Source organism: Streptomyces sp. NBC_00370, from assembly GCF_036084755.1.
GTDB lineage: Bacteria > Actinomycetota > Actinomycetes > Streptomycetales > Streptomycetaceae > Streptomyces.
Genome location: NZ_CP107968.1, coordinates 125307 through 150521, shown reverse-complemented (window position 1 = coordinate 150521; position 25215 = coordinate 125307). Strand labels below are relative to the sequence as shown.

Here is a 25215-nt window from a genome sequence, read left to right as displayed (position 1 = left end):
TCTGACAGTGCTCGTCCGCCATCGTCGTGGATGTGGGAACGGCCGGCGGCCAGTGGTCGGTGATCGAAGCCAATGCCGCCTGGGCAAGCGGCATGTACACGGCTGACCCGCAACGCGCCTTGGACGTCGTCCTCCTAGCTGCCCGGCCTGCCGCCTCGGTCACATCCCGCGACCGCCCGTTTCTGCGTTCCTCCAGCCCATTCGATCAGGATTGAGACCGTGCGCCGGAGGGTGTCGGGGGCGGCTTGTACCCTGCACCCATTCGACGCTCGGGTGATCACGGGTACGGGCATGCGGGCACGGGGCGGGCGTCCAGGGGCGGGAGTGCGGGGATTTCGATGAGTGACGCACATCCGATACGAAGCCGCAGACCGGGTCTCACGGTCGGTGCGTGGATCATCGCCGGGGTCGTCCTCGCCGCGATCGGGCTCGTCGGCACCTGGCTCCAGCACGACGCTACCGGCCGAAGTGCGGAGCCGCGTAGGGAGTTCACCGGGAAGGTACCTGCTACTCGGCAGTGTGGGGCAGTAATTTCGACGACTTCGGCTTGGAGATCTTCCGGGAGCCCATGTCCGACCATCTGACCATGATCGGTCAGCCCGGAGGATCACCGGAAGTAGTGGTGACCGGGCATCCTTGCTGGTCAGGGTTTATCGGCCTTCCCCTCGTGAGTGCCGACATCCTCTGGTCCGAAGGCGACTGCGGAGCCCGTCTGCCGGTGGCCGTCAGGCTTCGAGCACCCGCTGCCACGGTGTGGCTCGTCGTGGGGGCGCCGGCGCAGCACCCACCCAGCGGGCGGTTCCACCTCGGAACGGATGACGTGATGGCCGCCTTCACGCCCGACTTCGCCGAGAAACTCGGCCTCCCCGGGGGAAGTGAAGACGTCTGACTGCCGCCGGCTTACGGTCGGCCCCTCGGGCTCGGTGGGGACGGGTCGGAGCGGTATGTGAGGCCGTCCGTGTCCGTTAGGAGATCGAGCAGGCGGCGGGCGAGGCCGCGTTGGCCGGGCGTTACCGTGATGGGGGTGATGCCATCGAGGTCGCACAGCCGCGGCCGGGCTGCGGCCGCCGACCGGATCCGCCGGCGGTGATGGAATGGGCAAGGGTGGTGGCCCCGGTTCCGACGGGGCCACCACCCTCCTTTCGTTCAGGACGACGTGGTCAGGCCTTCTCCGTCAACTCAGCCGGCGCAGAGGGTCACTTTGACCGTTTCGCCTTTGTGGACGACTGCCGGGGCGTGGGGCGAGACCGCGATGACCGAGGTCGGCTTGCAGCCGGGCGAGGACGCCTTGCCGAACTGGGGTGTGATCTGAGCCTTGGAGAGCAGTGCCCTGGCCCCGACCGGGTCCAGTCCGCCCAGTTCGAGCGGGACGGTCCCGCCGTTCTTGAAGCCGTACAGCACGGTGGTGGCGTTCTTGTCGGCGGTAGTGGTGTGGGACGTGGCGGCCGGCGCTGCCGTGTGCGAGCCGCCGGCGGCTGCGGCGGCCAGCGCGGTGCCGCCGCCCGCCAGGATGAGGGCGGCGGAGATGCCCGCGATGGCTGTGGCCCGCTTGCGGCGTGCGACGCGCGCGATGACGGCCGCGTCGAACTGCGGCGCGTCGGAGCTGCTTGCGTACTCGTTCATGGCGTTCACCAGTTCCTGCTCGAAGGGGGAGTACCCCATGCCGCCGGAAGGCGGTGAAACGTGAAGCGTCATTGTGTTCCTTCCGGGGGCTGTTTTGATGAAGGGCCGGAGAGTGCGGGGAACTGGCCCCTGAGCTTGTCGATCCCGCGTGCGAGCTGGGACCGTACGGTGCTCGGCGAGATCCTGAGGTCGGCCGCGATCTCTTCATCCGAGAGGTCGTGGAAGTACCGCAGCACCACGACCGTCCGCATGCGCATCGGCAGACCCTGGAGGGCCCGGACCAACTGGTCCCGGCTGTCCACCCGTCCGTAGTCGTCGCCCGGAGCCGCCCTGTCGCCGCCGTCCTGGTGGGGGACCGAGCGGTGGAACCTTCTCCACCGGTCGTTCGCCAGATTCACCATGATGCGCCGCACGTAGGCATCTGGGGCATCCTTGGCGGCTATGGTGCGCCACTTGCGGCAGGCCCGCTCCAGGGTTTCCTGGACCAGGTCCTCCGCTGCCTCGCGGTTTCCCGTGAGGACGAGGGCGCCGCGGAACAGTACGGCTGACCGGGCGAGGACGAATCCGTGGAAGCCGTCTCCGTCCTCCGCCGGCGTGGGCACGCTCAGTTCGGTGCGCGGATACAGCTCGGTCGCCAGATTCAGATCCATACGCTCCTCCCTTCCTGTCACCCCTCCTCGACGTGGAAGCACGCGTACTTGCTGCACGCCTGCAGTGAGACGTGAGTCACATCATCGAAGTCGCCGGGCCGGAAGGCCGGCATCTGCCCGAGCGGGCATGGCGAAGGGCCTGTCTGTGGGCGCTTCGCTCAGGACGTGTCCAACCGGTGGAGGATCAGTGCTGCTCAGTGTCCGGCGCGGCCGGTCCACCCAGGTGGGGCACGTGACTACGGACGGCGACCGGCCGACCCGCGCTGCGCCAACGCTCGGCGTCCGCCTGATCCCGAGACCTGCTGCTGAGCCTGGTCCGCGCAGCTCCGGCAGCTCGCTACGGGGCCGGCGTTGCATCTGCTGCCCCCGCCCGGGCCGGTCGACGATGGGGGGAGAGGCGGAGGGGCGGCGGTCAGCTCGCGCCCGGCCCGGCCGGAAGGACGAGGCAGGCCCGCTCTGATCAGCCGGGCGAGGCGCGTCGATCACCTGCCCGGAGGCAGGCTCGACTTCGCGAAAGAAGCGGATCGGGGTCCACCAGCCCGTCGTGCCGCCGGTGGTGAGATCTCGTGGCGGCCCGTCACTCAGAAGCCGAGGACGTCTTGCTGCGATGATGATGGTGCACGGCCTACCGGCGTTCGGATTCCACAACGGCGCACGCTGGCCTGCTGGGTGAAGGTGGAGATGCAACCGTTCACGAGGCTCTGGGCAGCGCGAGCCAGTCCTGCCAGCTGATGTCTCGCCCCAGGTAACGGGGTTGCCGGAAGGGCCAGTCGGCGGCGATCCAACGCGGGACGAACGCGTCGAGCGCCCGCTCCAGCTCTCCGCCGGCGAGGTCGTTCACCACCCACCAGGCGACCTCTCCGTCGGAACCGGCGCGCTCGGGCGGGTCGATGTAGACACAACCGAGGAGCGCTGTCTCCTCCCCATTCAGCAGTGCGTAGTTGAACGACTGGTGGGCGGCACCCTCCTTCTCGTGTCGCAGCAGATCGATGCGATCCCCCTCGTAGGTCATCGTCTCGCTCGGCCAGCCCCAGGCGGGCCCGAAGATCTCCCACAGTCGTTCACGGGAACCCATCACGGCGGGATAGTCGATCGCGGTGTCCGCCTCCCGAATCGGCCGCAAGTGAAGCGCGGTGCCGGGTACGGGCACATGGATGGGGTGGACGAATTCGTCAGGTAGCCAGCTCATAAGGGCCGAGGCTACAGCTGGTCGGCGGAGCGGACGACGAAGTCGCCGGCTGCCAGGGGCAACGGCCTGCTCGGTTGCGAAACCAGTGCCGTCATTGCCGTCAATGCCGTTTCCTTCGGACGAGGCCCGTCTGATGTCCCTGGTCAAAAAGATGTCGGATCTGTCGGACGGACCGCCTACGCTGAGCCCTCGTTCGTACTATCTGGGGGAAGTGTGACAAGCAGGTTCACCGAGTTGACCGTTGACTGCCACGATCCGGAGAGGCTCGCGGTCTTCTGGTGCGAGGTGCTGGACTTCGAGGTGATTGACCGGAGCGAGGGCAAGGTCGAGATCGGCTCCTGGGTGCCGACCGTAGAGGATGTCCGGGCCCGCCAGATGGCGCCCACCCTGGTGTTCATCCGTGTGCCCGAGGGCAAGATCGTCAAGAACCGGCTGCATCTCGACGTCAGTCCGATCGACGGCAGCACCGAGGGCGAGGTGACCAGGTTGCTCGGCCTCGGCGCCACCAAGACGGACGTGGGCCAGGGCGCAGACCGGAACTGGGTGGTCATGGCCGATCCCGAGGGTAACGAGTTCGATGTTCTGCGCACCCTGGCACCGCAGGCCTAGGCCGTCTTTCCCTGCGCTGGGGGATTTCCTGGCCGAAGACCAAGGTCAAGGGCGTGGTCCGCGGCTCCCCGCGCAGGCCGAAATGGTCCCCGGTCGTCGCGTGGACGGGAGTCGGGGAGGCCCCTAGTCCAGACACTTGCCGGGATCGTCTCGCAGCAGGGAACATGTCGGCCAGCCGATTCGGATTAGCCGTTGGTCGCTCCGCCAGTCGGCTGGAATCCAGCGTTGGGGAAATCCAGTCGTGCTTGAAGTGCGGCTCTCGCCGGGCTACCCAGCGCCGACGAGAGCCGCACAGAAGCATGGGGGCAGGGACTCGGTGCTCGCCCGTCCCCCCCCCGGCCCCCTTGCTACTTGGCGACGAGACCGTAGACGCCGAGTTCGGCGACCGCCATCTGGCCGCCGGTCTGGCCGCCTTGGTTGGGGCGGTCGGCGACGAGACGCAGGTGGCGTGCCGTCACCGGTGAGTCGAGTTGTACGCCGGTGAGACCGTCCGCACTGCCGGAGTGGCGGGCCACTGTGTACCAGGTCGAGTTGTCGCTGGAGACGTCGATGTGGAAGTCGGTGGCGAACTTGCCGTCCGGCTGCAGGAGCGTGACCAGATCGATCGACTGCGGCTTACCCAGGTCGATTTGGGCCGTCCAGCGGTACCGGCCGGTGGCCTGCGTCCAGGTGGCGGGGTCGCCGTCGGTAGCGTATGACGGCAGGGAGTCCGGCTGCAGGGCCGCCTGAGTGTGGTCGGTGAACAGCGCCTGGGCGGGTGCGCCCTGCGCCAGGTTGGCGTTGCCGTGCACGGGGGCGTACGCGCCGACCTCGCTGACGGCCATCTGGTCGCCCCGTTGCCCCCCGTCGTCAGGCTTGTCGGCGACGACGCGGAGGTATCGCGCGGCGAGTGGGGAGGCGAACTGCACAGGAATCGTGCCCCAGTTGGCGCCGTGCACGGTACCGACTGTCTTCCAGTTGGTGCCGTCGGTGGAGGCGTCCACATGAAAGTCTGTGGCGAAGTGCGGCGCGGGCATCCCGACGGTCACCGAGCCGAGTGTGGTCGCACTCTTCAGGTCGACCACCAACTGCCAGCGGAACTGGCCACTCGCCTGCACAAAGGTGTCCGGGTCGCCGTCGGTCGCGCTGGACAGCCGCGTGCCGGGCTGGAGGTCGGCGGTGCTGCCGTCCACGAACTGCGCCTTCACCGGCTTGCCCAGTGCGAGGTTCTTCGGAGCGCTACCTGCGGGTGCCGTGGTCAGGTGCGTGTACCGGGGCTCAAGACCGGCGTTCGCGATGAGGGAGGCCGGCACACCGGTGCCGTCGGCGGTGACCTGGGTGTTGTCCAGCGTCAGGTTGTCCGGGTTGCCGCACGGCCAGTCCGGGGTGGTGTTCTCCACGTAGTTGCCGGTGAAGGAGAAGTTCCCGTACGGGAGCGCGTCCTCCTTGCAACCGCCCATGGAGAAGACGCCGTTGGCGAACATGGCGTTGCCGGTCATGGTGATGTTCTCGCTGCCGCCGTCGGTGTAGATGGCGTGGCCGCCGCCCGCACTGTCGTCGTTGCGGACGACGTTTCCGCTGATCAGCAGGCCGTCGGCCAGTGTGTCGCCCTCCTGGCCGAGGACGTAGATGCCGCCGCCGTCGGAGCGCTGCTGCATGGCGTCGAAGACCAGGTTGTTCAGGATCTTGTTGCCGGAGGTCTTGGTGGGGGTGTGGCCCCAGCCCCAGTTGGAGCTGATGCCGCTGTACGGGACGTCGTTGACCTGGTTGTGCTCGATCACGTCGTCGCGTGTGTAGCTCTGGAAGATCCCGACGCCGCCGGTGTACTCGACCGCGACGTTGTGCACCCAGTTGTCGGCGACGGTGTTGCGCGCCGGCAGCAGTGAGACATCTTCGGGTGCGGCGTCGGCGCCGTTGCCGATCTCTATGCCGTTGCCGGAGATGTCGGTGAACTCGTTGCCCTTGACCGTGGAGTCGTCGACGTTGCGGCCGAGTTGCAGACCGGCCCCGCCGAGGTGCTGGAAGGTGCTGCCGGTGACGGTCAGCCCCTGGGTGTGGTCGAAGACGACGTTGCCGGGCGTCATCGTCCAGTTGCCGTAGGGGCAGGTGCCGGGGTCGGTGGACGAGTACCGGTCGCAGGAGCCCTGCTTCTCCCAGGCGTCGTCACCCGTCAGCCGCATGTTGGCCTGCACCTCGGAGAAGCCGTCCGGGCCGTTCGGCTCGGTCCAGCCGCCGTACGCGAAGGAGATGCCGTTGAAAGAAAGGCCGCTCAAAGGGCGGGACGTGGTGCCGGTTCCGGACACCAGGGTCTGCAGCCGCGGTATTTCGACGTCGGCGGCCTTGAGGTTCTGGCCGGGACGGGGTCGGTAGTAGAGGGTGTGTGCGCGCTTGTCGAGGTACCACTCGCCCGGGTCGTCGAGCAATTCCCGTGCGTTCACGACGTAGTCGGGGAGGTTGGCGTTGACGCCGTACGGCTTCTTGGTGGAGTTGTCGAAGCAGGGCTGGTCCATGGTGACGGTGGTCCCGGACACCGAGGCCACCCCGCAGGACATCTCGGTCCAGCCGACGGTGAAGCCGAACTGGACGTCGCTGATGTTCTTCCAGCCGTCCAGGGTCGTGTCGGAGGTGGTGTAGCCGGTGGCGGTACGGGTGAAGCCGGTCGGGGCGGCGCCGCGAGCACGTATGCCGCGCACTCCGTCGACGTAGAGCTGGCGCGTGTCGGTGCCTGTCGGCACCTTCGCGGCCCAGACGCCGTCCGTGCCCTCCTTCCAGCTCTCGACCTGTTCAGCGCCGCTGAGGACGGGGTGCGCTCCGGGGGCCGCCTCGTAGTTGACGCGGTGTCCCGGCTGCGCGCCGTCGCCCTTCGCCGCGTCGAGGGCGAAGGTCCGGTCGAGGCGGTATGTGCCGCCGGCCAGCACGACATCGATGTCTCCGTGTGCGCCGCGGCTCGCGGCACGCACCTTCGTCTGCGCGGTGGTCAGTGCGCAGGGGTCGTGGGGTGAACAGGCCGAGCCGCGGCCGTCGGGGGCGACGGACAAGGTGAGGGCTTGCGCGGCCGGGTGGTGGGACGGTGCGGACGCGGACGCCCAGCCGCTGGACAGGAGACCGGCGAGCAGGGTGACGGCGGCGCCCGCGGTTACGGTGAGACTACGGCGGCGCAGTCCGGTTCTCTTCATGCGTGTCACTCCCGAGGCTTCGTTGATTCGAGGTGTTCCGGGGTGGTGAGGGGTGTTCCGGAGTGCGGGGCGCCAATTGGCGTCGGCTCGGCCCCGCTGGTCATTCCTTGGTGGAGCCGGCGAGCATGCCGGAGACGAGGGTGCGCTGTGAGAACAGGAACAGCACGAGCACCGGCAGGATGGCGACGATGATCGCCAGCGACAGCTCGGGGATGGTGATGTTCAGTCCTGCACCCGCCACCGGGTTGAACGACGGTGTGGAGGTGAGCAGTTGGTTGAGTCCGACCTGGATCGGGAACTGGTCGCTGTTGGGCAGCACGAGGTACGGCAGGAAGAAGTTGTTCCAGTTGCCGACGAAGCTGAAGAAGGCCACCAGGCCGACGACGGGCTTGGCCAGCGGGAGGGCGATCTTGGTGAAGAGCTGCCACTCCGAGCACCCGTCGATGCGCGCCGCCGACAGCAGGTCACGGGGCAGACTGGTGGCGAAGTAGATGTACACCAGGTACACCCCGAACGGGTAGAACGCGAAGGGCAGTATCACCGACCAGACGGTGCCGATCAGATGGAACCGGTTGAGTTCGAGAAAGATCGGCAGTACCAGTGTCGCCGATGGCATGATCATCGTCACCAGGGTGCAGATCAGCAGTGTCTTTCGCCCTCGGAAGCGGGTCAGGGCCAGCGCGTAACCGGCGGGCAGACTCGTCAGCAGTGTCAGGACCAGTGAACCCACCGAGTAGATCGCCGAGTTGCGCAGCCACACCAGCACCGCGCCGTCCTGGAAGGCGAACAGATGCCGCCAGGCCGCGCCGATCTGCTGGAAGGAGCCGAACGACAACGGGTTGTCGTGCACGATCTGGTTCGCGGTCTTCGACGGTGCCAGCAGCAGCCAGATCACCGGCAGGACGAAGAACACCAGCAGCACGCCGAGCAGCAGGACCACGATCGCGGCCGACACCGCTCGGGAGGGGGTGGTGCGCGGGCCGGACGTGCGCGGTGTGGAGGTGTCCGGCCGGCCGGAGGCCGCGGGCGGGCCGGGGGCTCGTACGGCGGACACATGGGGGGCGGAGGTGTTTTGCGTCATTTCTCATCCAACGTGAACATGTTCGAGCGCCAGACCAGCAGGCCCGCGCACAGCAGCCCGAGGGCGAGCAGGAAGACGGAGATGGCGGCGGCTCCGTTGAAGTCGCCCTGCTGGAAGGCGTACACGTACGCCAGTTGGTTGGGCGACCAGGCCGGACTGACCCGGCCGAGGCTGGCGGTCTGCAACAGCTGTGGCTCGACGAAGAGTTGGGTGCCGCCTGCGAAGGCAAGGATCGTCATGTAGGCGATCCACTGCCGGATCATCGGGATCTGGATGTGCCACGCGGTCCGCCAGGGTCCCGCGCCGTCCATCCGGGCGGCTTCCAGCACCTCGTCGGGGATGTTGTTCAGCGCTCCGTACATCACGACCATCCAGCCGCCGGCGCCGGTCCAGAACGCGATCAGCATGAAGATCACCGGCAGGTCGCCGGGGGCCAGCACCGCAGCGAAGGTGTCCAGGCCCATGGCCTTGAGGAGCCAGGACACCGGGCTGACGTCCGGGTCGAGCATGAACAGCCAGACCAGCACACTGGCCACCCCGGCGAGCGCGCCCGGCAGGTAGTACAGGAACCGGAACAGCGCCGAGACGCTCGCCCGCACCCGGCTGCGCAGCACCACCGCAACCAGCACGGTCAGCACGACCAGGGCCACCAGCCACAGCACCAGGTAGAGCAGGACGTGACTGAAGGCGGGTCCGAACCGGGGGTCGGCGGCCACCTTGGTGAACTGGTTGAGCCCGGTGAAGCTGCCTGCCTCGTTGGTGTACGCCAGGTAGAAGGCGTAGCAGGTGGGGAACACACCGAAGGCGAGCAGCAGGACCGTGTATCCGGCGACGAAGAGATAGCCCGCGGCGCCGCCGGCCCGCCGCCGCGGCGTGGCGGCCCGGCGGCGGGGGACGGCGATGCGCTGGGTGGCCAGCGTCATTGGTTCGTCACCTGGTATCCGTTGCTCTTCGCCTCGTCGCTGATCGCCTTCTGCCAGGCGGGCAGAGTGGCCGTCAGGGTCTTGCCGTCGGTCAGTGCGGGCAGCACCACGCTGGACCAGGCGGTCGCATCCGAGAACTTGGTGTTGGACCAGCCGGTCCATACGGAGTTGGCGGCCTGCTGGAACGGGGCGCTGACATCGGCGGCGAAGTAGTCGCGGTTGGCGGGGTTGGCCAGCCAGGCGGTGGCCGCCGGGGTGTAGGCGGGGTACGTCGGCGCCGCCGCCTGGTTGTCGTTCGATGTGGTCAGCCAGGTCGCCAGAGCGGCGGACGCCTTGAGGTTGGCGCTGTGCGAGGAGACCATCCACACGCCGCCGCCGACGTTGCCGGTGCTCGCGGTGGTCTCCCCGGGCCAGGTCAGCGGGGCTGCAGCGGCCATCTGCTTGGCCGGGGTGTGGAAGGCCGTCTTGAACAGGTACTGGCCGTACCAGGAGGGCCCGTAGGCCATCAGGACCTTGGATCCGCTGCTCTTGGCGAAGCCCTGGCTGAAGAAGCCCTCGGTGCTGACGGCCTTGGCCGAGATCAGCTTGTCCAGCAAGGTGGTCATGCGGGTGCACTTCGGGTCCTGCAGGTCCACCCGAAGGGTGTCCGGCTTGACCAGGTCGAATGCCGGGCACTGGCTCGACCAGAGGTAGGACTCCTGGGAGTTGGTGTCCCCGGCGGAGCCGACCAGATAGCCGGGGTGCTCCTTGGCGACTTTCAGGCCCAGCGCCTCGTACTGTGCCCAGGTGGTGGGGACCTGGTACCCCCACCGGTCCATCAGCGACTTGTTGTACCAGAGCACGACCTGCGCGATGTCGTTGCGCAGGCAGTAGGTGTGACCGTTGAACTGACAGGGCGTCAGGGATCCCTTGGCGAAGCCGTCCAGTGTCGACTGCGGCACCAGCTTCTGGTCCAGCGGCGCGGCGAACGGTTTTGCGCCCGGCTTGGTCGGCGCCGAGGCCCAGGTCACATCGGTCGGGGTGCCGAACACCACGTCCGGCCAGCCGTTGCCGGTGCGGTCGAAGAGCTGCACCTTCGTCTGCAGGTACGTCGAGCCGTCGGCGCCCCCGTCGTACGTGACGATCTTCATCTTCACGTCCGGGTGCGCCTTCTGGTACGCCTGCACGGAGGGCAGCCGGGTGGAGTCGGCCCAGACGGTGATCGGGGAACCGTCCTTCTGCGCGACCGGTTTGAAGTCCGCGTGGCCCGGCTGGGCGCCGGTGTCCTTGACGGGGTCCGCGCTGGCGCAGCCGGCCAGCACCGCGGCAGCTGCCAGGGCGGCCAGCGCGGCGCCGGCCCGTTCCGCCCGGCGGCGCAGGGCTGTTCTCGGAGATCCGGAAGACCTCATCGTCTTGCCTCTCTGTTCTTTCGGCTCATGTGCGGCTCGTGCGCGGTTCTTGTCCGCTCTGATCCGCGCTTGTTTCAGCGGGGCTGCTCGACGAAGGCGCGGAGTTCGGGTCCGTAGCCGTAGTCGAGCGGCAGGGCGATGCCCGGACCGGTGGGGGCGTGCACGAGTCCCTGGTCGTCCACATGCCGTTCGCGGACGACGGTGGTCGAGGTGACCAGGGACTCGTAGTAAGTGGTGTTCGAAATGGCCATGCACAGGTGGTGGTTGGGGATGTCGGAGCCGTGCACCTCGGCGCGCAGCCGGAAGGCGTCGGCGAGGTGGGCGGTGCGCATGGCGCCGGTGATCCCGCCGCGCAGTGTGGTGCCCGCGCGCACACCGAAGGTGGCGGCCCCGGACCTGATGAAGTCGGCGGAGTTCATATGGGCGCCGTCGGAGGTCTCCCCGACCAGCAGCGGTACGGTCACCGATTCGGCGAGGCGCTGGTAGGCGCTGATGCTGAACTCACGCATCGGCTCCTCGTACCAGAGGTAGTCGGCTTCGGCGAGCGCCTTGCCGAGGAAGATCGCGTCAGGGAGGTCGAAGCCCGCCGACCCGTCGTACATCAGCGGCACGTCCGGGCCTACGTGGTCGCGCAGCGCCTGACAGAGGGCAGCGTCGCGTCGCGCGTCGCCCCAGGCGTGGAGCTTGATGCCCCGGTAGCCGAGGGCCAGGCACTGGTCGGCCACGTCGAGGAACTCCTCGGTCGTGGCGAAGGTGGTGGTGGAGGCGTAGGCGGGTATCGCGTCGCGGAAGCCGCCGAGCAGCTGCCAGACCGGCTGGCCCTGAACCCGGGCTGCCAGGTCCCACAGGGCGATGTCGATCAAGCCGAGGGTGGGGAGGGGGAGTTCGTGGATGCGGTCCAGCTCCCACACCCGGTGCCACAGCCACTCCCGCTGGTACGGGTCGGCTCCGACGAGTTCGTCGCGGAATACCCGGTCCACGAGGTCCCGCAGTGTGACGGCGGCTCCCGGTCTGGCGAACACGGCTACACCTTCGGCTCCCTCGTCGGTGCCGATGCGCAGGACCGCGCCGTCACCCGTCGGTGCGCTGCCGCTCAGTCCCCGCCGCCAGGAGAACGGGGGGTCTGCCGGGGGGACGTCGATCGGGTGGACTTCGACATGAGTGATCTTCATCCGTGCTTTCTGTTTCTGTGAACGGGCCGGCCGGGGCCGCGGTGGGGAAGGGGCAGCGGGGCGGGAGCGAGGATGTGCGGGCGCATGAAAGCAGGAACGATTCGTCACAGGGCAGGCCGTCGGCGGGGAACGGCGAGGTGGCCGCGGTGGGCAGTACGAACGTGTTCCGGGCGGCGGGGCCGGGGCTCCCGCAGGACGGACCGGCGAGGGCGTCCGCACCGGCCACTTCCGGGAAGGCGTCGGCGGGCGCGGTAGTTACTTACGGGGCTGGCGTCTCCGGCGAGTCCTCCTGCCTGCCGCCCGACGCACGGCGCGGTTTGCGGGCCGGGCCGTCGACCGACTCGGTCACATTGAACAACCGGTCGCGGATCTTGCTTTCGACCTGATGGCGGGTCGTGTCGATGTGCGCCCGCATCAGCTCGGCGGCCTTCTCCGCGCTGCCGGAGGCGATGGCCTCCGCGATCGCGAGATGCTGCCGACCTGCCACCTCCATGGAACCGGGTACGTCCCCGTGGAGGAGCAGGATGTCGGTCTGGGACATCAGTCGCCGTATCGTCGTGATGCTCGATCTGAGGAACACGTTGTGCGCGGCGACGCCGACCGCGTCGTGGAACTGCTCGTCGGCGGCGGCGAACGCCGAGACGTCGTCGGCGAGCGCTGCGTCGAGGGAGGCTTGCGCGCTCTTGCCGATGGCCCGTACCTCAAGGGGTGCGGCGAGGCCGGCGGCCTTGTTCGCGGTGTCGGACTCGATGAGTTGCCGGTAGTCGATCAGCATCATCACGTGTTCCATGCGCGTCGGCTGGAAGTGTGCGAGCCGGTCGTCGTTCAGCGCGCCGGGAGTGGCCGCCACGAAGATGCCGGCCCCCCTGCGTACGCTCAGTCGGCCGATCGCGGCGAGCACCTTGATCGCCTCTCGCGTGACGTTGCGGGTGGCGCCCAGGATGTGCGCGAGCCCCTGCTCGGTGGGCAGGCGGTCGCCCGGCATCAGGTTCTGTTCCGCGATGTAGGTGAGCAGTTGCTCGGCGACCAGCTCGTACCCCGGACGGTAGGGGGCGGCTGCCTGCTCTGCTCCCTCGGACGGGGCAGCGTCTTCGCCAGTCACAACGACAACTCCCTCTCGACTCGATGAGTTGGATTCATTTGCGCCGTCACTATGGCATCCACATGTCACGGAGGGAAGAGTCAGGTCAATTTTTCTTCCGGTTCACATGGGATCGCTGATCGAGACAGGCTGGACGGCACATGGGGCGGCGTCAGACCTGCCCATTGCGCCGCTTAACCACCCTGCCTACTCTCCTCATCGAGAAATGAAGCAGACTCATCCGCGGCTGCCCCGCGGCGCTGAGGACGATGAAGGAGACCTATGAGAGTCCCACCCGGTGCCGCGCAGTGAAAAACAACCGGCTCGGCCGCACCGGAGTCACCGTTACCACGCTGGGATTCGGGGCCGCACCCCTCGGCAACCTCTACCGCCCCCTCGCGGAACACGACGCACTCGCCGCCGTCAATGCTGCTTGGGACAGCGGCGTCCGCTACTTCGACACCGCCCCGCACTACGGACTCGGCCTGTCGGAGCGCCGGTTGGGCGCCGCCCTCGCCGGCCGCCCCCGGCACGAGTACGCCGTCTCCACGAAGGTGGGCCGTTTGCTGACGCCCCATCCGACGCCCACCGGCTCCGACCTGGCTGCGGGCGGGTTCGCCGTCCCCGACACACTGACCAGGCGGCCCGACTACTCGCGCGACGGAGTACTGCGCAGCTTGGAGGAGAGCCTGCGACGGCTGGGCTTGGACCGCGTGGACATCGTGTACGTACACGACCCGGACGACCATCTGGACGAAGCCCTCGACCAGGCGCTGCCCGCCCTCGCCGACCTGCGGGACCAGGGCGTCGTCGGCGCGATCGGCGCCGGCATGAACACGGTGGCACCGCTGTCCCGCATCGCGGCGGAGGCCGACGTCAACGTGCTCATGGTGGCTGGGCGTTGGACCCTTGCCGACCGGTCGGCCAGGCCGCTGCTCGACCTGTGCCTACGGCATGACATCTCGGTGGTGGCCGCCGCGCCCTTCAACTCCGGTCTGCTGAGCAGGTCATGGCCGCCCGACGACGCGTGGTACGACTACGGCCCCGCTCCCGACGCGGTGTTGCGACGCGCCCGGACGCTCGCCGAGGCGTGCCGACGGCACGATACGGTGCTGCCGCACGCCGCGATCCGTTTCCCCCTGCGGCACCCGGCGGTCGCCTCCGTCGTAGCGGGCACCCGCACGGCGGCGGAAACGAGGTCGGCGGCCGAATGGGCCTCGACCGACCTCCCGCCCGACGCCTGGGCGGACTTGGACTCTTGTGTCGGATTCGGCGGGGGCCAGCTACTGGCTTGACCGGCGACCCGGCAGAAAGTCGCCAAGCACGCACGGCGAGGGACCATCCCCGCGGGCGCGGCGAGCCGTCAGTCCGGCTCACCGACTCCGTGACCGAAGCCCTCGCCGCTCACCCTCCGCCGGAGGCGCTGCGCAGCTGGTTCACGACCTTGACCGGCTACGTGCGCATCAAGCACGGCCTCGGTGAGGCGCTGCACTCCGCGGCAGCCCAGGACGTCATCAGCGCCTCCTGGCCTCCCGTCACCGTCGCCGTCCAACGCCTCCTCGACGCCTGCGTCGAGGCCGGTGAGGCACGCCCCGGCATCGACCCCGTCGACGTCATCATGCTGCTCAGCTGCCTGTGGCGTACCCCGGACAGTCCCGAGGGTGCCGCGCAGGTCGACCGCCTCCTGGACCTCGCGATCGACGGCTTCCGCCCATAACAAGCTCGTGGGCGGTTAATGGTGAGCTGTCGAAGGTGCGCGGTGCTCGGTGCTCACGTCTAACGAGCAAGGATCCGGTCTGCGGTCTGCGGTCTGTTGCTGGGCCGGCAGGCCGGCGATGGGTTGGACGGTGACGTCCATGTGCTCGCGGCGGCCGAGGTGGCGGGCCAGTGCCCGCCGGTGCTTCAGGTGGGCGATGCCGTGCTCGACCCGGACGCGCCGAGGAAGGGCACTGCCCAGCAGGGCAGGTGAGAGCCGAACCGATGCGACAGATGGCGGTGCGGGCAGGGACCGTCGTGTTCCCAGGCCTGGCCCCGTTCCTCGTCGAGGTGGTATCGCTTTGTCAGGCTGGCAGGGCGATCACAGGGCGAGCATGAGTTTGCCGCCGGGGCGGCGGGATTGGCTGAGCTTGGCCGCTTCCTGGATCTGGGCGAGGGTGTAAGTGCGGGCGACCGGTACGACCAGGATGCCTCCGCCGGCGAGCCTGGCGAACTCATTCATCTGGTCGTAGCGGATCTCGGTGGTGATCCGGACGCCCAGTTCGGCTGCGGCGGCGAAGTCCGAGACGGTGAGGACACGGTCGGGATCCCCGGTCAGCTCGATCAAGGTCGGTAGCGAGCCCCCGGCCGGGCTGGGCTGGTCGGCGCGGTCGATCCGGCCCCCGGTCGGCGCGGTATCCAGGGCGCGGTCCACGGGGCCTGGGGTCAGTGCGCTGACGCGTTCGGCCATGCCCTCGCCGTAGGTGGTCACCTGGGCGCCGATCTCTTCCAGGGTGGCGGCCCGAGTCGGCCCGGCTGTGGCGATCACCCGAATACCCCGGTGCAGCGCGAAGCGCACCGCTGCCTCACCCACGGTGGTGCCCGCGCCGTGAACGAGCAGCAGCTCACCCGGTTGGACGCCGAGGTCGTCGAGCGCGCGCCACGCCGTCTCGGCCGCCATCGGCAGTGCGGCGGCCTGCTCGGCGGTTACGCCCTCGGGAATGTGTGCCCAGGCCGGCATCAGCGCGTACTCGGCGGCGCCGGCCGTGGGGCCGTCGAAGGTGGCCGGGCCGAACACGTGGTCGCCGATCTGGACGCCGGTGACTCCCTCGCCGAGCGCGTCGACGGTGCCCGCGACCTCGAGGCCGAGCCCGCGCGGCAGCGGCGGCAGACGGTCGGCGAGGAGACCGTCGACGACGTGCCAGTCGGCCGGTGTCAGACCGCACGCCCGCACGGCGATCCGTATCTGGCCGGGTCCCGGCTCCGGCTGTGGGACGTCGCGGAGCACGATCACGTCCGGGGAACCGAACCGATCGAATTGCAGAGCCTTCATGACGATCTCCTGACTGATAACAGCATCTGTTGTCATCGACCGTACCAGCTGATAACAGCTCCTGTTGTCGTACAGTGGTGGCTATGCCGCGATGGGAATCAGACGCACAGGGTCGGCTCGAACGCGCGGCGCTCGAGCTGTTCGAGGCGCAGGGGTTCGAGCGCACCTCGGTCGCTCAGATCGCAGGCGCCGCCGGTCTGAAGGAGCGCTCCTTCTATCGGTACTTCCCCGACAAGCGGGAAGTCCTCTTCGCCGGCAACGAACTCGAGGCCCACCTCGTCGCCCAGGTCGAGGCCGCCGACACGGCCCTCACCCCGATCGAGGCGCTGCTGACCGCGCTGGGAAACGCCGAGGAGATCCTCCGCCCACGCGAGTTCCTACTGCGCCGGGGAAGAGTGATCGCCGCCAACCCGGCACTGGCCGAGCGCGATCTGATCAAGCTCGCCGACATCGCCGACGCGCTGGCACCGGCGCTCGAGCGCCGCGGCGTCGAGCCCGGCAAAGCACGCTTCATCATCGACGTGGTGCTGGCGATCCACCGGCGTGCCATACCCCGCTGGCTAGCCGAGCCGGACACCACCCTCGCTCAGCTCATGGCCCAAGCCGCTGCCGAACTGCACGAGGCGGTCACACCGCCAGCTCCGACAGTCCGCTGAGTCGACTGTCGCCTGCCTGCAGGGTTAGTCCACGACACCGCGGATAGTGCCACATCACTGCAGTTCAGGCATATTCGCCCGTTTTTCGGCGAGTACCACGGGGACCCCTACCGATGTCTCATGAGACATCGAAACGGTGGGGAACGTTGCCAATCCGATCCGGGAACAGGAAACAGGTCTCAGCCCGCTTCATCGGACATGGACTTGGCCCGCAGGGGCCGCAGCCCGCCGGGCAGGTCGGGGAGCTGGCAGGAGTCCCGGCCGGAGCAGGTGATGTGGTGCCGCACCAACGGGGAGAGGCCGGCGATGTCCTTGTCGCGGCCCTCGCGGCCGTCCGCACGCACCGGTCGATGTTCATTGCCCCGCCAGACAGCCGACGGGGCGCTGGCAGGGGCCGCGAGTATCGGAGCGGGAAAGCGCGCCAGGCGTGATCCCATCCAGAGGACCTCAGCGCTGTTGCACGTGCCCGCGCCAGATGATCCCGAAGTCGCCCAGCTGCACCAACGAGTTGCAGCCTCTCGTCGTCAGCGTCACCACTGTGTCGCGCAAGGACCTGGCGTCGTCATGGACATCGCCGATCAGGGCAGCCGATTGTCCCGTTGTAGCGACGCGGCACCCCTGCCGACATGGCTGGGCGATCTCGAAAAAGCGGACTGGCACCACTCGTCGGGCCTTGCCGGGGCCAAGCACGAAGACCGCCATGCAGTCGCTCAGGGCATCACGACCTCATACAACTCCGGAGTCAACGAGGGCCGCATCACGGACGTCAGACTGCAGAAACGCATCATCGTCGGACGAGCCGGCGTCCGTCTCCTCCGCCACCGCGTCGTTCTGATCGCTCACCTCCGCCGACGCCGTGCGGACCGGCCGACCGTGCCACCGAGATGATCTCCGCCTACGAAAATCTTGACAGAGCCACATTCACCTGTACGCCGACACCACGGGCCTACCTTGTTCACGGTCACGCTGCTTGTGGGGGAAGAGATCCCCAGATCACGGTACTGCCAGCATTGACAGATCTGGTGAAGATTATCGTGCAGCCAGCTTGTGTGGCATCGGTGAAGTTGATCGTCCCTCCGCTGAAGAAGAGGCCCTCGAAGCTCACGGTTCCTCCGCCGAACACGGCGCTGTGGAAGTGGGTGGGGCCGCCAACGAATCTCGCTGTGCGGAATTGACGGTGCCGCCGGTGAACTCCGCTCGACGGACACTCCCAGGATGGCAGTCGGCTGGCCGCTTTCCCGACCGAACACGAGGGTGTGCCGCGAGTTGAAGCAGGCGATGTGGGCTGAGGGTGCGCGACGGGTGATCGGCTAGGAGGCCGCCCGACTGCGCGGGGAGGGCGTGAAAAGAGCGGCGCTGCGGTCCCAGTTCGCCAGGAACCGGGCCGAAATAGCCCGTCGGATAGCTTCCTTCAGCGTTTGACGCGGTTGCGGATGGCGAGGGCGGCGAAGGCGAGGAGGAGAGGTTCGAAGAAGCGGGACGCCATCTCGATGTCCTCCCCGGTGGCGGTCAGGTCCTGGCCGGAGGATCGGAAGACTACGGAGTTGACGGCGACACGTGTCGCTTTTGAGACCCGGTGGCGGGTGAAGCGACTGTCGGCGGACCCGGTGACGGCCGGGTGGGGAGTGTCGGTGGCGAGGGTCAGCGTGTGTCCTGCGGCGGGCAGGGTGCCGGTGGTGCGGGGGTGCAGGTCGTTGGTGGGCAGGCCCCACATCACCAGTGCCAGGACGGTGGCGGTCATTGCCAGGCCGAGCCAGCACAGCGCCGGCAGCGCCCGCAGGCCGTACCCGGACAGGGCCCAGTAGCCCGTGAGCAGCGCGCGTTCTGCGCGGTTACGCGGGCGCCGGCGGTCCAGGCGCCGCATCTCCATCTCCGCGTAGTAGAAGTCGGCAGCACCGGGTTCGTCTTTGCCGTCCTCGAACGCCTTGCGTAACTGCCGGTACAGCGCGGCGAGCGCACGAGGCCCCGGTGTACCGGCCGCCGGCGCCAGCAAGGGAGCTGATGTCCAGCCGGAGCGCAGTGGTGCCCGGTGCTGGGGAAGGGCGCGCCAGTGGTGCTCTTCCGCCAGCGCCTGCCGGTCGGTCCAGCGCAGCGGGACACCTCGGCGGATGTCGAAGCCCGGTGGGGTGCGGGCGAAGAGGGTCTCTCCGTCCAGGCGGATCTGGTCGAGGTGAAACGCGCCGAAGAACCGGCAGTCGGTGAGGTCCGTGTTGGTCAGGACCAGGTGGGCGGCGTCCACCCCTCGTACCGACATGATCCGTACGCTGCCGTCGCCGGTGAGATCCGGCTCGGCGAGAGCGTAGCGGCTGCCGTTGAAGGGGGCGGGATGGGCAGCAACGGCGATGGGCTGGGTGACGACGGCGTCGGTGAGATCCACGGCCGCATGCCGCAGACGTAGCGTCGCCGTCGAATCCCATCGTGTCCGCACGCAGGCCACCGAGGTTGCTGCGGCCTGGATGGTAACCGGAGCCACGAAGAGGGCGCCTGACAGATCAAGAGTCTCTTGGCACACGATCGGTCCGAGCTCGCCTGCCGTGGTGAAGGTTGAGTTTGCGAACCTTGCGGTGCCGGAGAACCGTGCATCCATAAATCGGGTGTCGGCCGAGAATGTCACGTGCTGGAAATTAGCGGTTTGGGAGAACACTGTGTCGTTGAAATCCGCGTTGTCAGAGAAGATCGTGTCCGAGAAATCTGCTACGCCGTTGAACTCCGTGCCGTTGAACACGGCCGGAGCGGAGAAGCTTACCTCTGCGAAGCATGCGCTGTTGTTGAATTTCGCGTCAGCGAACCATGCCTGGTTGGAGAATGTGGAGCTTTGGAAGCTGACGTCTCTGTGGAAGGTCACGCGATTGAATATTGCGGCGGCGGAGAATTTCACAGCATCGAATCTGGCGCGTTCGAGGAAGGTTGCACGGTCGAAGTCGGATCCGGCGGAGAACGTTACGTCTTCGAAATCTGCGCTGCCGCAGAACGTGGCTTCGGCGAACGTGGCGTGGGTCGAGAACGCTGCGCGGTCGAAGCCGACGAGGGCGGAGAACGTGACATGGTCGAATCTGACACCGGCGGCGAAGGATGTGTCTTCGAAGTATGCGGTGCCGGAAAACGCCACAGATTCGAACTCGGCATGCGCGGAGAAGTCCGTGTTGGCGAACCAAGAAATCTGAGAGAAGGTCGCCTCCCGGAATCGGGCATCACCGGAGAACGTTACGTGGTTGAAGTGGGCACTACCGAGGAATTTGGCGTGACGGAATAGGGCGTCGCAGGAGAACGTCGCCTCATCGAACTTGACGGAATCGGAAAACGTCACGTGTTCGAAGTCGGCGTCCTCGGCAAAAGCCGCTTGCGCGAAGGAGGTCCTGCCGAGATGTGGCAGAGAGGTGGTTGGCTCGCGGACAGCGTCAAGGAGCTGGGACAGAACCAGGTGAGTGAACTGGGTACCGCGGCAGTCCATGGGATCGCCTGGCGACAGTGTCGCGAGGTAGGTTGCCCGGTCCGCGGGCGCGAGGTGTGCAAGGCACAGCGAGCCCCCGGGAATCACGACGCCTCGGCAGCCGACAGGATCGGCGGCGGTCGCCCCCTCGCCGCAGCATGTCCATGTCGGGGCGGGGGGCGAGGAGGTGGGCGAAGTCGTCATGCCCGTCATGACGAGCAATGACACCGCACGGTTGCCACCACAGAAGCCAGCTGAGCGGGTTGACGACCGCGACTGCGAGCGGATGCTCGGCAAAAACGATCAGTCAGGTGCTGTCCGTCCCCGCGGGCGAGCGGGGGCGCGGACCGGTCAGGGCGGATATGTGAACGATTGCGTACGCATCCCGGCGGTGCACGCTGAGAGCCCGGGGCTGCTCAACGAGTACCGACGCGGCGGGTGAGCCGGACAACGGGGATGACCCGGTCGGTGACGGTGTCCTCGTCAATGTGGGCTCGTGGGCTGGCGAGGCGGTCGACGATGGCCGCGCAGAGGCGGGAGTCTCGGTAAGTGGTTGTAGGGGGGGGCGAGTATGAGCGCATCAGGAACCGGTCTTCCGGGGCATTTCCAAATGCTACGAGAAGGGCTCGATCATCCTGACCTACAAGACCTTCCGTGAGTGGGGCCAGGTCTTCGGCGACGAGGTCCTCGCCACCGCGATCCTCGACCGCCTTCTGCACCATTGGGAAGTCGTCGCCATCAACGGTCCCAGCTACTGGGTGAAGAACCGCCTCAAGGCCATCGAGCGCGAGGCGGAAGTCGCCTGATCCGGGGGCTCAAGCCGGGCCCGGTTCCTCGCCCGGCGGGATGAAGGCGTCGGCGCTGTCGGCATCGTCAACATGCCCGTGAGCGTCCATCGTGATGGCCGTTGCCCGGCCCTGCGAGGTGATCAACCACGCAAGCACCTGTTCCGTGAGCGGAGTTTTCCCCGGGCCCTCGTCTTTCCAGTGGGCCCGCCACCCGCCACCAGGAACTGCGGCTACGACATGGTCGGCCTTCTCAAGGTGGGAGAAGTCCTCGTAGTCCGTGACGGGACGCGTGGCGCCCCTCTTTGGGTCGACGACAAGCGCTGTTCTCGTTGCCGGGTCCCATGCCTCCACCCGCACCATGCGGCCGGTCTCGGATTCCGTCCCGCTGAAGATGGCGGTCCAGCCGGTCTGATTGAAGTAACGAAGATCCACCATCCCATCATCTCGCACGGCAATGAGCACCAATCGGCGGCTACTTGCTCTGCACGTTCATCCGTATACCTCCGGACATACGCGAGTGCGCCGACAGCGGGGGGATGGACCGCTTTCTAGACGTACTGTGCGTTCCTCGGGCGGCGCGAGCTGCTGCTCGGCGGTACAGGCCGCGACCGTTGCGATGTGTTGCGGGCACAGTTGGCCGGGCTGCACTGCCGTGGCGGGGGTGAAGGCATGCCTCTCGAGGTTCGCGGGAATCTGGTGGACGGACTTCGCCGGGCAGCTGTCGGGGGCGGGCAGGAGAGGTGGCGAGCCGATACAGGGTGGCCTGGGGCGGTGCGGGCACCGTACCGGGGCCGTGCCGGTTTTCAAGGATCTGATTGATCAGCGGGAACAGGCCGTTGACGGTGCCCTTGGAGCGGCCGCGCCGGCGGCGCAGCGCCTCGCGGACGGTAGCGACGCCCGTTTCGTCGGCGTGCTCGGTCGGGGCTGGCCCGGAGGGGGAGTGCCGCGAGGGCCGGGACGGTCCAGAGGGGGCCGGGAGGAGGGGCTCGATTTTCGACGCATGTACCGTGCCGAGTGCGAGGCGGGATCTGATGATCGGGGGTGCGGGCTTACCCCTGCAGGGTTCGGGTAGCAGGGCGGTATGACTGTCGTGAAGCGTGTTGCCCTTCCTCCTCGCGTGGTGCGTCAGCTGAGGCGTGTCCGTTCGGTATACGCGGTGGGGATACTCCTGTCTGCGCTGGCCCTGGTCTTCCAGCAGGACCGGTCGGCAGGCCGCCAGGCCGGGATCGCAGGTGCCTTCCTGGCCGTATTTGCCGTCCTGCTGGCCTGGACTGTGGTGCAGCTGTGGCGCCACCACAAGGTCGGCCAATGCAGTACATCTAAAAGGATGACCCGCACCATCTGACGTTCCACCGCCGACACCTGCTCGCCGAAGCCCGCCGCTATCTCGCTCTCGTCCTGCGTGGCCGCAGCGACCCTGGCCTGGACGAGGACATCGTGCGCGCCGCGCTCGCGACGTACTGCTTGGACCCCACAGCGGCATCCGCCGTGTGTCGGCCGGCACGCCCCGTCGTGCAACTCTTCCACGCCCGCTACCTCGCCGGCCGTCCCGTCGAGGACATCTGCTGCGTGGCCCAGACACGCCATCGCCGCCGCTGCACCCGCCCCGTCCTCAACCCCGACACGCCCGGCAACTGGACCCTGATGCCCACGGGACCGCTCACCGGCCAACGCCCCCTGCCCGACCTCCTCATGGCCGTCTACGACCTCAGAGACCTGCCCGAAGGGGAGCAGGAGCGCTTGTACACCCAGCGCTGCCCGCAGCACACTGCCGCTCCGGCGGCCGCGGACCTGCTCCGCGCGGAATGGGAGATATTCGACGCACTGCTGCACCACCAGCACATCGCCACCCGCCTGCCCAGCAACGCTCGCCACCCCTGTGCCCGGCAGGGACAGGCATGACCACGACCACCCGTAGTCGTAGCTTCGGCGAAAGCGAGCGTGGCATCGCGGCGCGCTCGCACGCTGCTCCACAGCTCAGACCCAGCGGCGCCGCACACATGACATCCCTCGCGGCCGGGCGCGACCGCAGGCGTCCGATGGCCGCGCCGCTCGGGGGCGAGACCTCCTCCGCAGTGTCCAGGGTGCAGTGCAGACCAGTCGAAGGCGGTCATGAGAGCACAAAAAATGATGCGCGACCACTTCAACATGCCGGACCCTAGGGCGCCTGGCTACAATTCGAGACTAATGTCGATTCTGGACAGCCATACCAGCGGGTAGTTCAAAAGAGTCGTCGGGGGCACCTCAGTGAGGCGGCCCCGCTCCGTGCACTCAAGGGAGAGGGAAATGCGCATCGCAGCTATTCACATGCTGGTCAACAACCCGCATGTGATTTTTGGCTCGACAGATGTGGTGGAATATTTTATCGAAGTCCCGTCGCCTGAAGCGAGTCTCGTTAAAGGTGGCCACCTCGCCACTCGGACGCGTGCCCAGGTAGCACCCGTGCTTATTCAGGTTTGGCGTGGTCCCCATCCGGATCTCGGAACAGTCGTCTTCGACGGATCCGCCTACCTTCCTGGGGGTTCACTTTTCGTTCTCGATGTTGAACGCCTGACGACGTTTTCTCGCAAGTGCGGTGCTCCCGGTAGTCATCGCCTCACTGTCCGCGTCGATGAAATGGGTGAGGCATCTAGAGTTGATCTGGTGCTAGATGGCGGAGAGAAACGGATGGAACTTTCCAGGATTGACTCCTACCCCCTGCCAGCCGTTGCGGGGGTTTCCGCTCCTCTCGCGCCTCCCGATATCTTGAATCTAATCCTTGCGGATTTTGATGCCCCGAAAGCCCGACTAGTCAATGCAATGGACCTGGTGATCCACGAGTGGGTGGCGGATGCTTCTCCGCGCGCCGCCGTACGTCGTTCTGCTAGAGTCCGGCAGATCATTGAATGGATGCGGTGGGCGTTTCCCCTCGTTGGTTTGAGCGAGCTCAAACGGGTTGGTGGTGTGATCGACCGCGAGGTGGCAGGAGTTACCGATTGCGTCAATGGCGAGGTCGCTGTGAGAATTGTTGAGAGTTCGCTGAAGGGGCTGCTGTCAGTGTGTCCTGACGGCGGTAGTTGACGGCTGCGTCAGCGGACGGGGGCGCGGTACGGCGGGCCGTCACCCCACTGCAGCCGATCTGTTCCGTGGGGACGTCCCGTCAGCTCACGCTTTTGCACGGCCACATATACGATGCCCCGCTGCGCAGCCAGGTCATCCGCGGGCAGCCGGCGCCGCCCGGACGGCCGTGGAGGCAACGGCGGCACCACGCGTTCCCACAAGTCATCAGGCACAAGATCGGCAGAAACCCAACGAATCCTGCAGACACAACATCCAACTGCCAAGCCCTACAGTGAACTTCATTCTGAAACATTCATTTAGAGGGTGTTTAGTGCCTTCTGGTGGTTGTTTCGGCTGATATCTGGCGTGTCTGAACGTCGGCGTTATCCCAGCGATCTGTCCGATGCCCGGTGGGAGTTGGTCGAGCCGGTCCTGACGGCCTGGCGGGCCGAACGACGCGGCCGCGGGCTGGACATCGGCAGACCACCGGACCACGACCTGCGCGCCCTGCTGGACGCGGTCCTCTACGTGAACCGCACCGGGATCCCGTGGCGGTACCTGCCGCACGACTACCCGCACTGGAACACCGTCTACGCCTACTTCGCCCGCTGGCAGGAAGAAGGTGTCTTCGACCAGCTCAACAGCCTCCTCCGCCGCCAAGTCCGCAGGCAGGAAGGCCGCGAGGAAGAACCAACCGCCTGCGTCATCGACTCCCAGAGCATCAAGACCTCCACCAACGTCCCCGCTACCGGTCAGGCCATCGACGGCGGCAGAAGTCCGCGGGCATCGCCCGCCCAGGAGATACCGCCCGCGATCAGGTAGCGGACTGCGTCGACCATCTGCCGGTGGCAGTAGCCCTCTGGCTGCCCGCCCCGCAGCGAGCCTCGGCCTGCTGTACCTGCGGATCGACCAGCACCAACGAGATGACCCGCTCCGCCTCCGCGAAGGCACTGGTGCGGGCGTGGCCACGCACGGCTTCCTGCCCCCGCTGATCTTCGTCGCGCGAGGACCATTACGCCGCTCCTTCCTCTGCCGCCCACTCCAGCCCGATGCCGGCCAGCGCGGCGCGCTGGTCCTCGGTGAACTTGCCCTGCCTGGACGGGCATTTGATACCTATACGCACAGTCGTGCGGACACCGGTCCACTGAGGCTGAGGAGTGGGATTTCGGCGCGTGGCACCAGCCCACGATGGGAGTCGAACTGCTCATCGAGGACGGCACCCGCTACTCGGCGCGGTACGCGGCCACGGTCTGGTGCAGCTCGCGCTGTGCGTCCAGTAGGTCTTGGGGGAAGTCGTTCGCCGCCCCGGACAGTACGTCCGTTCGATTGCCGATCGGGAGGCGCCACACCAGGAATGCATGGCGTCGCAGGGTTTCCGGGTTGGATGGAGCTGGTCGGCGTGC

24 protein-coding genes and 3 pseudogenes are annotated in these 25215 nt (G+C 67.5%); 13 read left to right on the top strand and 14 right to left on the bottom strand.

Annotation, left to right across the window (positions count from 1 at the left end):
- Window positions 1-14: 14 nt before the first annotated feature.
- Window positions 15-215: pseudogene (locus OHS57_RS00645) on the top strand (ATP-grasp domain-containing protein); the annotation flags it as partial.
- A 353-nt stretch (window positions 216-568) separates the two neighbouring features.
- A complete protein-coding gene (locus OHS57_RS00640; RefSeq protein WP_328580531.1) occupies window positions 569-889 on the top strand; it encodes a hypothetical protein in 321 nt (106 codons plus the stop codon).
- Between the two features lie 290 nt (window positions 890-1179).
- Here OHS57_RS00640 and OHS57_RS00635 read toward each other — a convergent pair whose 3' ends face one another.
- The 3 genes from OHS57_RS00635 to OHS57_RS00625 all read right to left on the bottom strand — a co-directional run bounded on the left by OHS57_RS00635 (window position 1180) and on the right by OHS57_RS00625 (window position 3462).
- Window positions 1180-1695: a hypothetical protein gene (locus OHS57_RS00635; RefSeq protein ID WP_328580530.1), complete on the bottom strand. Its 516-nt coding sequence runs from the start codon at window positions 1693-1695 to the stop codon at window positions 1180-1182.
- On the bottom strand, window positions 1692-2267 hold the full coding sequence (locus OHS57_RS00630) for a SigE family RNA polymerase sigma factor (RefSeq protein WP_443043038.1): 576 nt from the start codon (window positions 2265-2267) through the stop codon (window positions 1692-1694). Before OHS57_RS00630 ends, OHS57_RS00635 begins: the two co-directional genes overlap by 4 nt.
- Window positions 2268-2964: 697 nt before the next feature.
- Window positions 2965-3462, bottom strand: coding sequence for an N-acetyltransferase (locus OHS57_RS00625; protein ID WP_328580528.1), 498 nt, complete (start codon window positions 3460-3462; stop codon window positions 2965-2967).
- Window positions 3463-3675: 213 nt separating this feature from the next.
- On the opposite strand from OHS57_RS00625, the gene OHS57_RS00620 reads away from it, so the two are divergent.
- Window positions 3676-4071 carry a VOC family protein gene (locus OHS57_RS00620; RefSeq protein ID WP_328580527.1) on the top strand — a complete coding sequence of 132 codons (396 nt, stop codon included), beginning with the start codon at window positions 3676-3678 and terminating at the stop codon, window positions 4069-4071.
- A 347-nt stretch (window positions 4072-4418) separates the two neighbouring features.
- Here OHS57_RS00620 and OHS57_RS00615 read toward each other — a convergent pair whose 3' ends face one another.
- The 6 genes from OHS57_RS00615 to OHS57_RS00590 form a co-directional block, all read right to left on the bottom strand.
- Window positions 4419-7226 (bottom strand): discoidin domain-containing protein, encoded by a 2808-nt coding sequence (locus OHS57_RS00615; protein WP_328580526.1) that lies wholly within the window; start codon window positions 7224-7226, stop codon window positions 4419-4421.
- A 100-nt stretch (window positions 7227-7326) separates the two neighbouring features.
- On the bottom strand, window positions 7327-8307 hold the full coding sequence (locus OHS57_RS00610) for a carbohydrate ABC transporter permease (protein ID WP_443042817.1): 981 nt from the start codon (window positions 8305-8307) through the stop codon (window positions 7327-7329).
- Window positions 8304-9230, bottom strand: coding sequence for a carbohydrate ABC transporter permease (locus OHS57_RS00605; RefSeq protein WP_328580525.1), 927 nt, complete (start codon window positions 9228-9230; stop codon window positions 8304-8306). Before OHS57_RS00605 ends, OHS57_RS00610 begins: the two co-directional genes overlap by 4 nt.
- A complete protein-coding gene (locus OHS57_RS00600) occupies window positions 9227-10618 on the bottom strand; it encodes an ABC transporter substrate-binding protein (protein ID WP_328580524.1) in 1392 nt (463 codons plus the stop codon). Before OHS57_RS00600 ends, OHS57_RS00605 begins: the two co-directional genes overlap by 4 nt.
- A gap of 74 nt (window positions 10619-10692) precedes the next feature.
- Complete coding sequence (locus tag OHS57_RS00595) at window positions 10693-11790, bottom strand: enolase C-terminal domain-like protein (protein ID WP_328580523.1); 1098 nt, start codon at window positions 11788-11790, stop codon at window positions 10693-10695.
- Between the two features lie 259 nt (window positions 11791-12049).
- Entirely contained in the window at window positions 12050-12892 is an 843-nt protein-coding gene (locus tag OHS57_RS00590; RefSeq protein WP_328580522.1) for a FadR/GntR family transcriptional regulator, read from the bottom strand.
- A 287-nt stretch (window positions 12893-13179) separates the two neighbouring features.
- On the opposite strand from OHS57_RS00590, the gene OHS57_RS00585 reads away from it, so the two are divergent.
- The 3 genes from OHS57_RS00585 (at window position 13180) to OHS57_RS00575 (ending at window position 14840) form a co-directional block, all read left to right on the top strand.
- Window positions 13180-14166, top strand: coding sequence for an aldo/keto reductase (locus tag OHS57_RS00585; RefSeq protein WP_328580521.1), 987 nt, complete (start codon window positions 13180-13182; stop codon window positions 14164-14166).
- Window positions 14167-14255: 89 nt separating this feature from the next.
- Window positions 14256-14588 carry an SbtR family transcriptional regulator gene (locus OHS57_RS00580; protein WP_328580520.1) on the top strand — a complete coding sequence of 111 codons (333 nt, stop codon included), beginning with the start codon at window positions 14256-14258 and terminating at the stop codon, window positions 14586-14588.
- 123 nt (window positions 14589-14711) lie between these two features.
- A complete protein-coding gene (locus OHS57_RS00575; protein ID WP_328580519.1) occupies window positions 14712-14840 on the top strand; it encodes a hypothetical protein in 129 nt (42 codons plus the stop codon).
- Window positions 14841-14948: 108 nt separating this feature from the next.
- Here OHS57_RS00575 and OHS57_RS00570 read toward each other — a convergent pair whose 3' ends face one another.
- On the bottom strand, window positions 14949-15899 hold the full coding sequence (locus OHS57_RS00570) for an NADP-dependent oxidoreductase (RefSeq protein ID WP_328580518.1): 951 nt from the start codon (window positions 15897-15899) through the stop codon (window positions 14949-14951).
- An 83-nt stretch (window positions 15900-15982) separates the two neighbouring features.
- Here OHS57_RS00570 and OHS57_RS00565 point away from each other — a divergent pair, with 83 nt between their 5' ends.
- Complete coding sequence (locus OHS57_RS00565; RefSeq protein WP_328580517.1) at window positions 15983-16555, top strand: TetR/AcrR family transcriptional regulator; 573 nt, start codon at window positions 15983-15985, stop codon at window positions 16553-16555.
- 179 nt (window positions 16556-16734) lie between these two features.
- Here the strand turns inward: OHS57_RS00565 and OHS57_RS00560 are convergent, their stop codons facing one another.
- Window positions 16735-16899, bottom strand: a complete 165-nt coding sequence (locus OHS57_RS00560) for a hypothetical protein (RefSeq protein WP_328580516.1) — start codon at window positions 16897-16899, stop codon at window positions 16735-16737.
- 220 nt (window positions 16900-17119) lie between these two features.
- Between OHS57_RS00560 and OHS57_RS00555 the strand changes: the two genes are divergently transcribed.
- On the top strand, window positions 17120-17443 hold the full coding sequence (locus OHS57_RS00555; protein WP_328580515.1) for a hypothetical protein: 324 nt from the start codon (window positions 17120-17122) through the stop codon (window positions 17441-17443).
- A gap of 523 nt (window positions 17444-17966) precedes the next feature.
- Here the strand turns inward: OHS57_RS00555 and OHS57_RS00550 are convergent.
- Window positions 17967-20198, bottom strand: coding sequence for a pentapeptide repeat-containing protein (locus OHS57_RS00550; protein ID WP_328580514.1), 2232 nt, complete (start codon window positions 20196-20198; stop codon window positions 17967-17969).
- 377 nt (window positions 20199-20575) lie between these two features.
- Here OHS57_RS00550 and OHS57_RS00545 point away from each other — a divergent pair.
- Window positions 20576-20791 (top strand): annotated as a pseudogene (locus OHS57_RS00545) (ATP-binding protein); the annotation flags it as partial.
- Between the two features lie 9 nt (window positions 20792-20800).
- On the opposite strand, the gene OHS57_RS00540 reads toward OHS57_RS00545, so the two are convergent.
- On the bottom strand, window positions 20801-21208 hold the full coding sequence (locus tag OHS57_RS00540) for a hypothetical protein (protein ID WP_328580513.1): 408 nt from the start codon (window positions 21206-21208) through the stop codon (window positions 20801-20803).
- A 646-nt stretch (window positions 21209-21854) separates the two neighbouring features.
- On the opposite strand from OHS57_RS00540, the gene OHS57_RS00535 reads away from it, so the two are divergent.
- From OHS57_RS00535 to OHS57_RS00520, 4 genes and pseudogenes are all read left to right on the top strand, one after another.
- On the top strand, window positions 21855-22118 hold the full coding sequence (locus OHS57_RS00535) for a hypothetical protein (protein WP_328580512.1): 264 nt from the start codon (window positions 21855-21857) through the stop codon (window positions 22116-22118).
- 167 nt (window positions 22119-22285) lie between these two features.
- On the top strand, window positions 22286-22675 hold the full coding sequence (locus OHS57_RS00530; RefSeq protein ID WP_328580511.1) for a hypothetical protein: 390 nt from the start codon (window positions 22286-22288) through the stop codon (window positions 22673-22675).
- 384 nt (window positions 22676-23059) lie between these two features.
- Window positions 23060-23833: a hypothetical protein gene (locus tag OHS57_RS00525; RefSeq protein ID WP_328580510.1), complete on the top strand. Its 774-nt coding sequence runs from the start codon at window positions 23060-23062 to the stop codon at window positions 23831-23833.
- Between the two features lie 345 nt (window positions 23834-24178).
- Window positions 24179-24586, top strand: a pseudogene (locus OHS57_RS00520) (transposase); the annotation flags it as partial.
- A 449-nt stretch (window positions 24587-25035) separates the two neighbouring features.
- On the opposite strand, the gene OHS57_RS00515 reads toward OHS57_RS00520, so the two are convergent.
- Window positions 25036-25161: a hypothetical protein gene (locus OHS57_RS00515; RefSeq protein ID WP_328580509.1), complete on the bottom strand. Its 126-nt coding sequence runs from the start codon at window positions 25159-25161 to the stop codon at window positions 25036-25038.
- Between the last annotated feature and the right edge of the window lie 54 nt (window positions 25162-25215).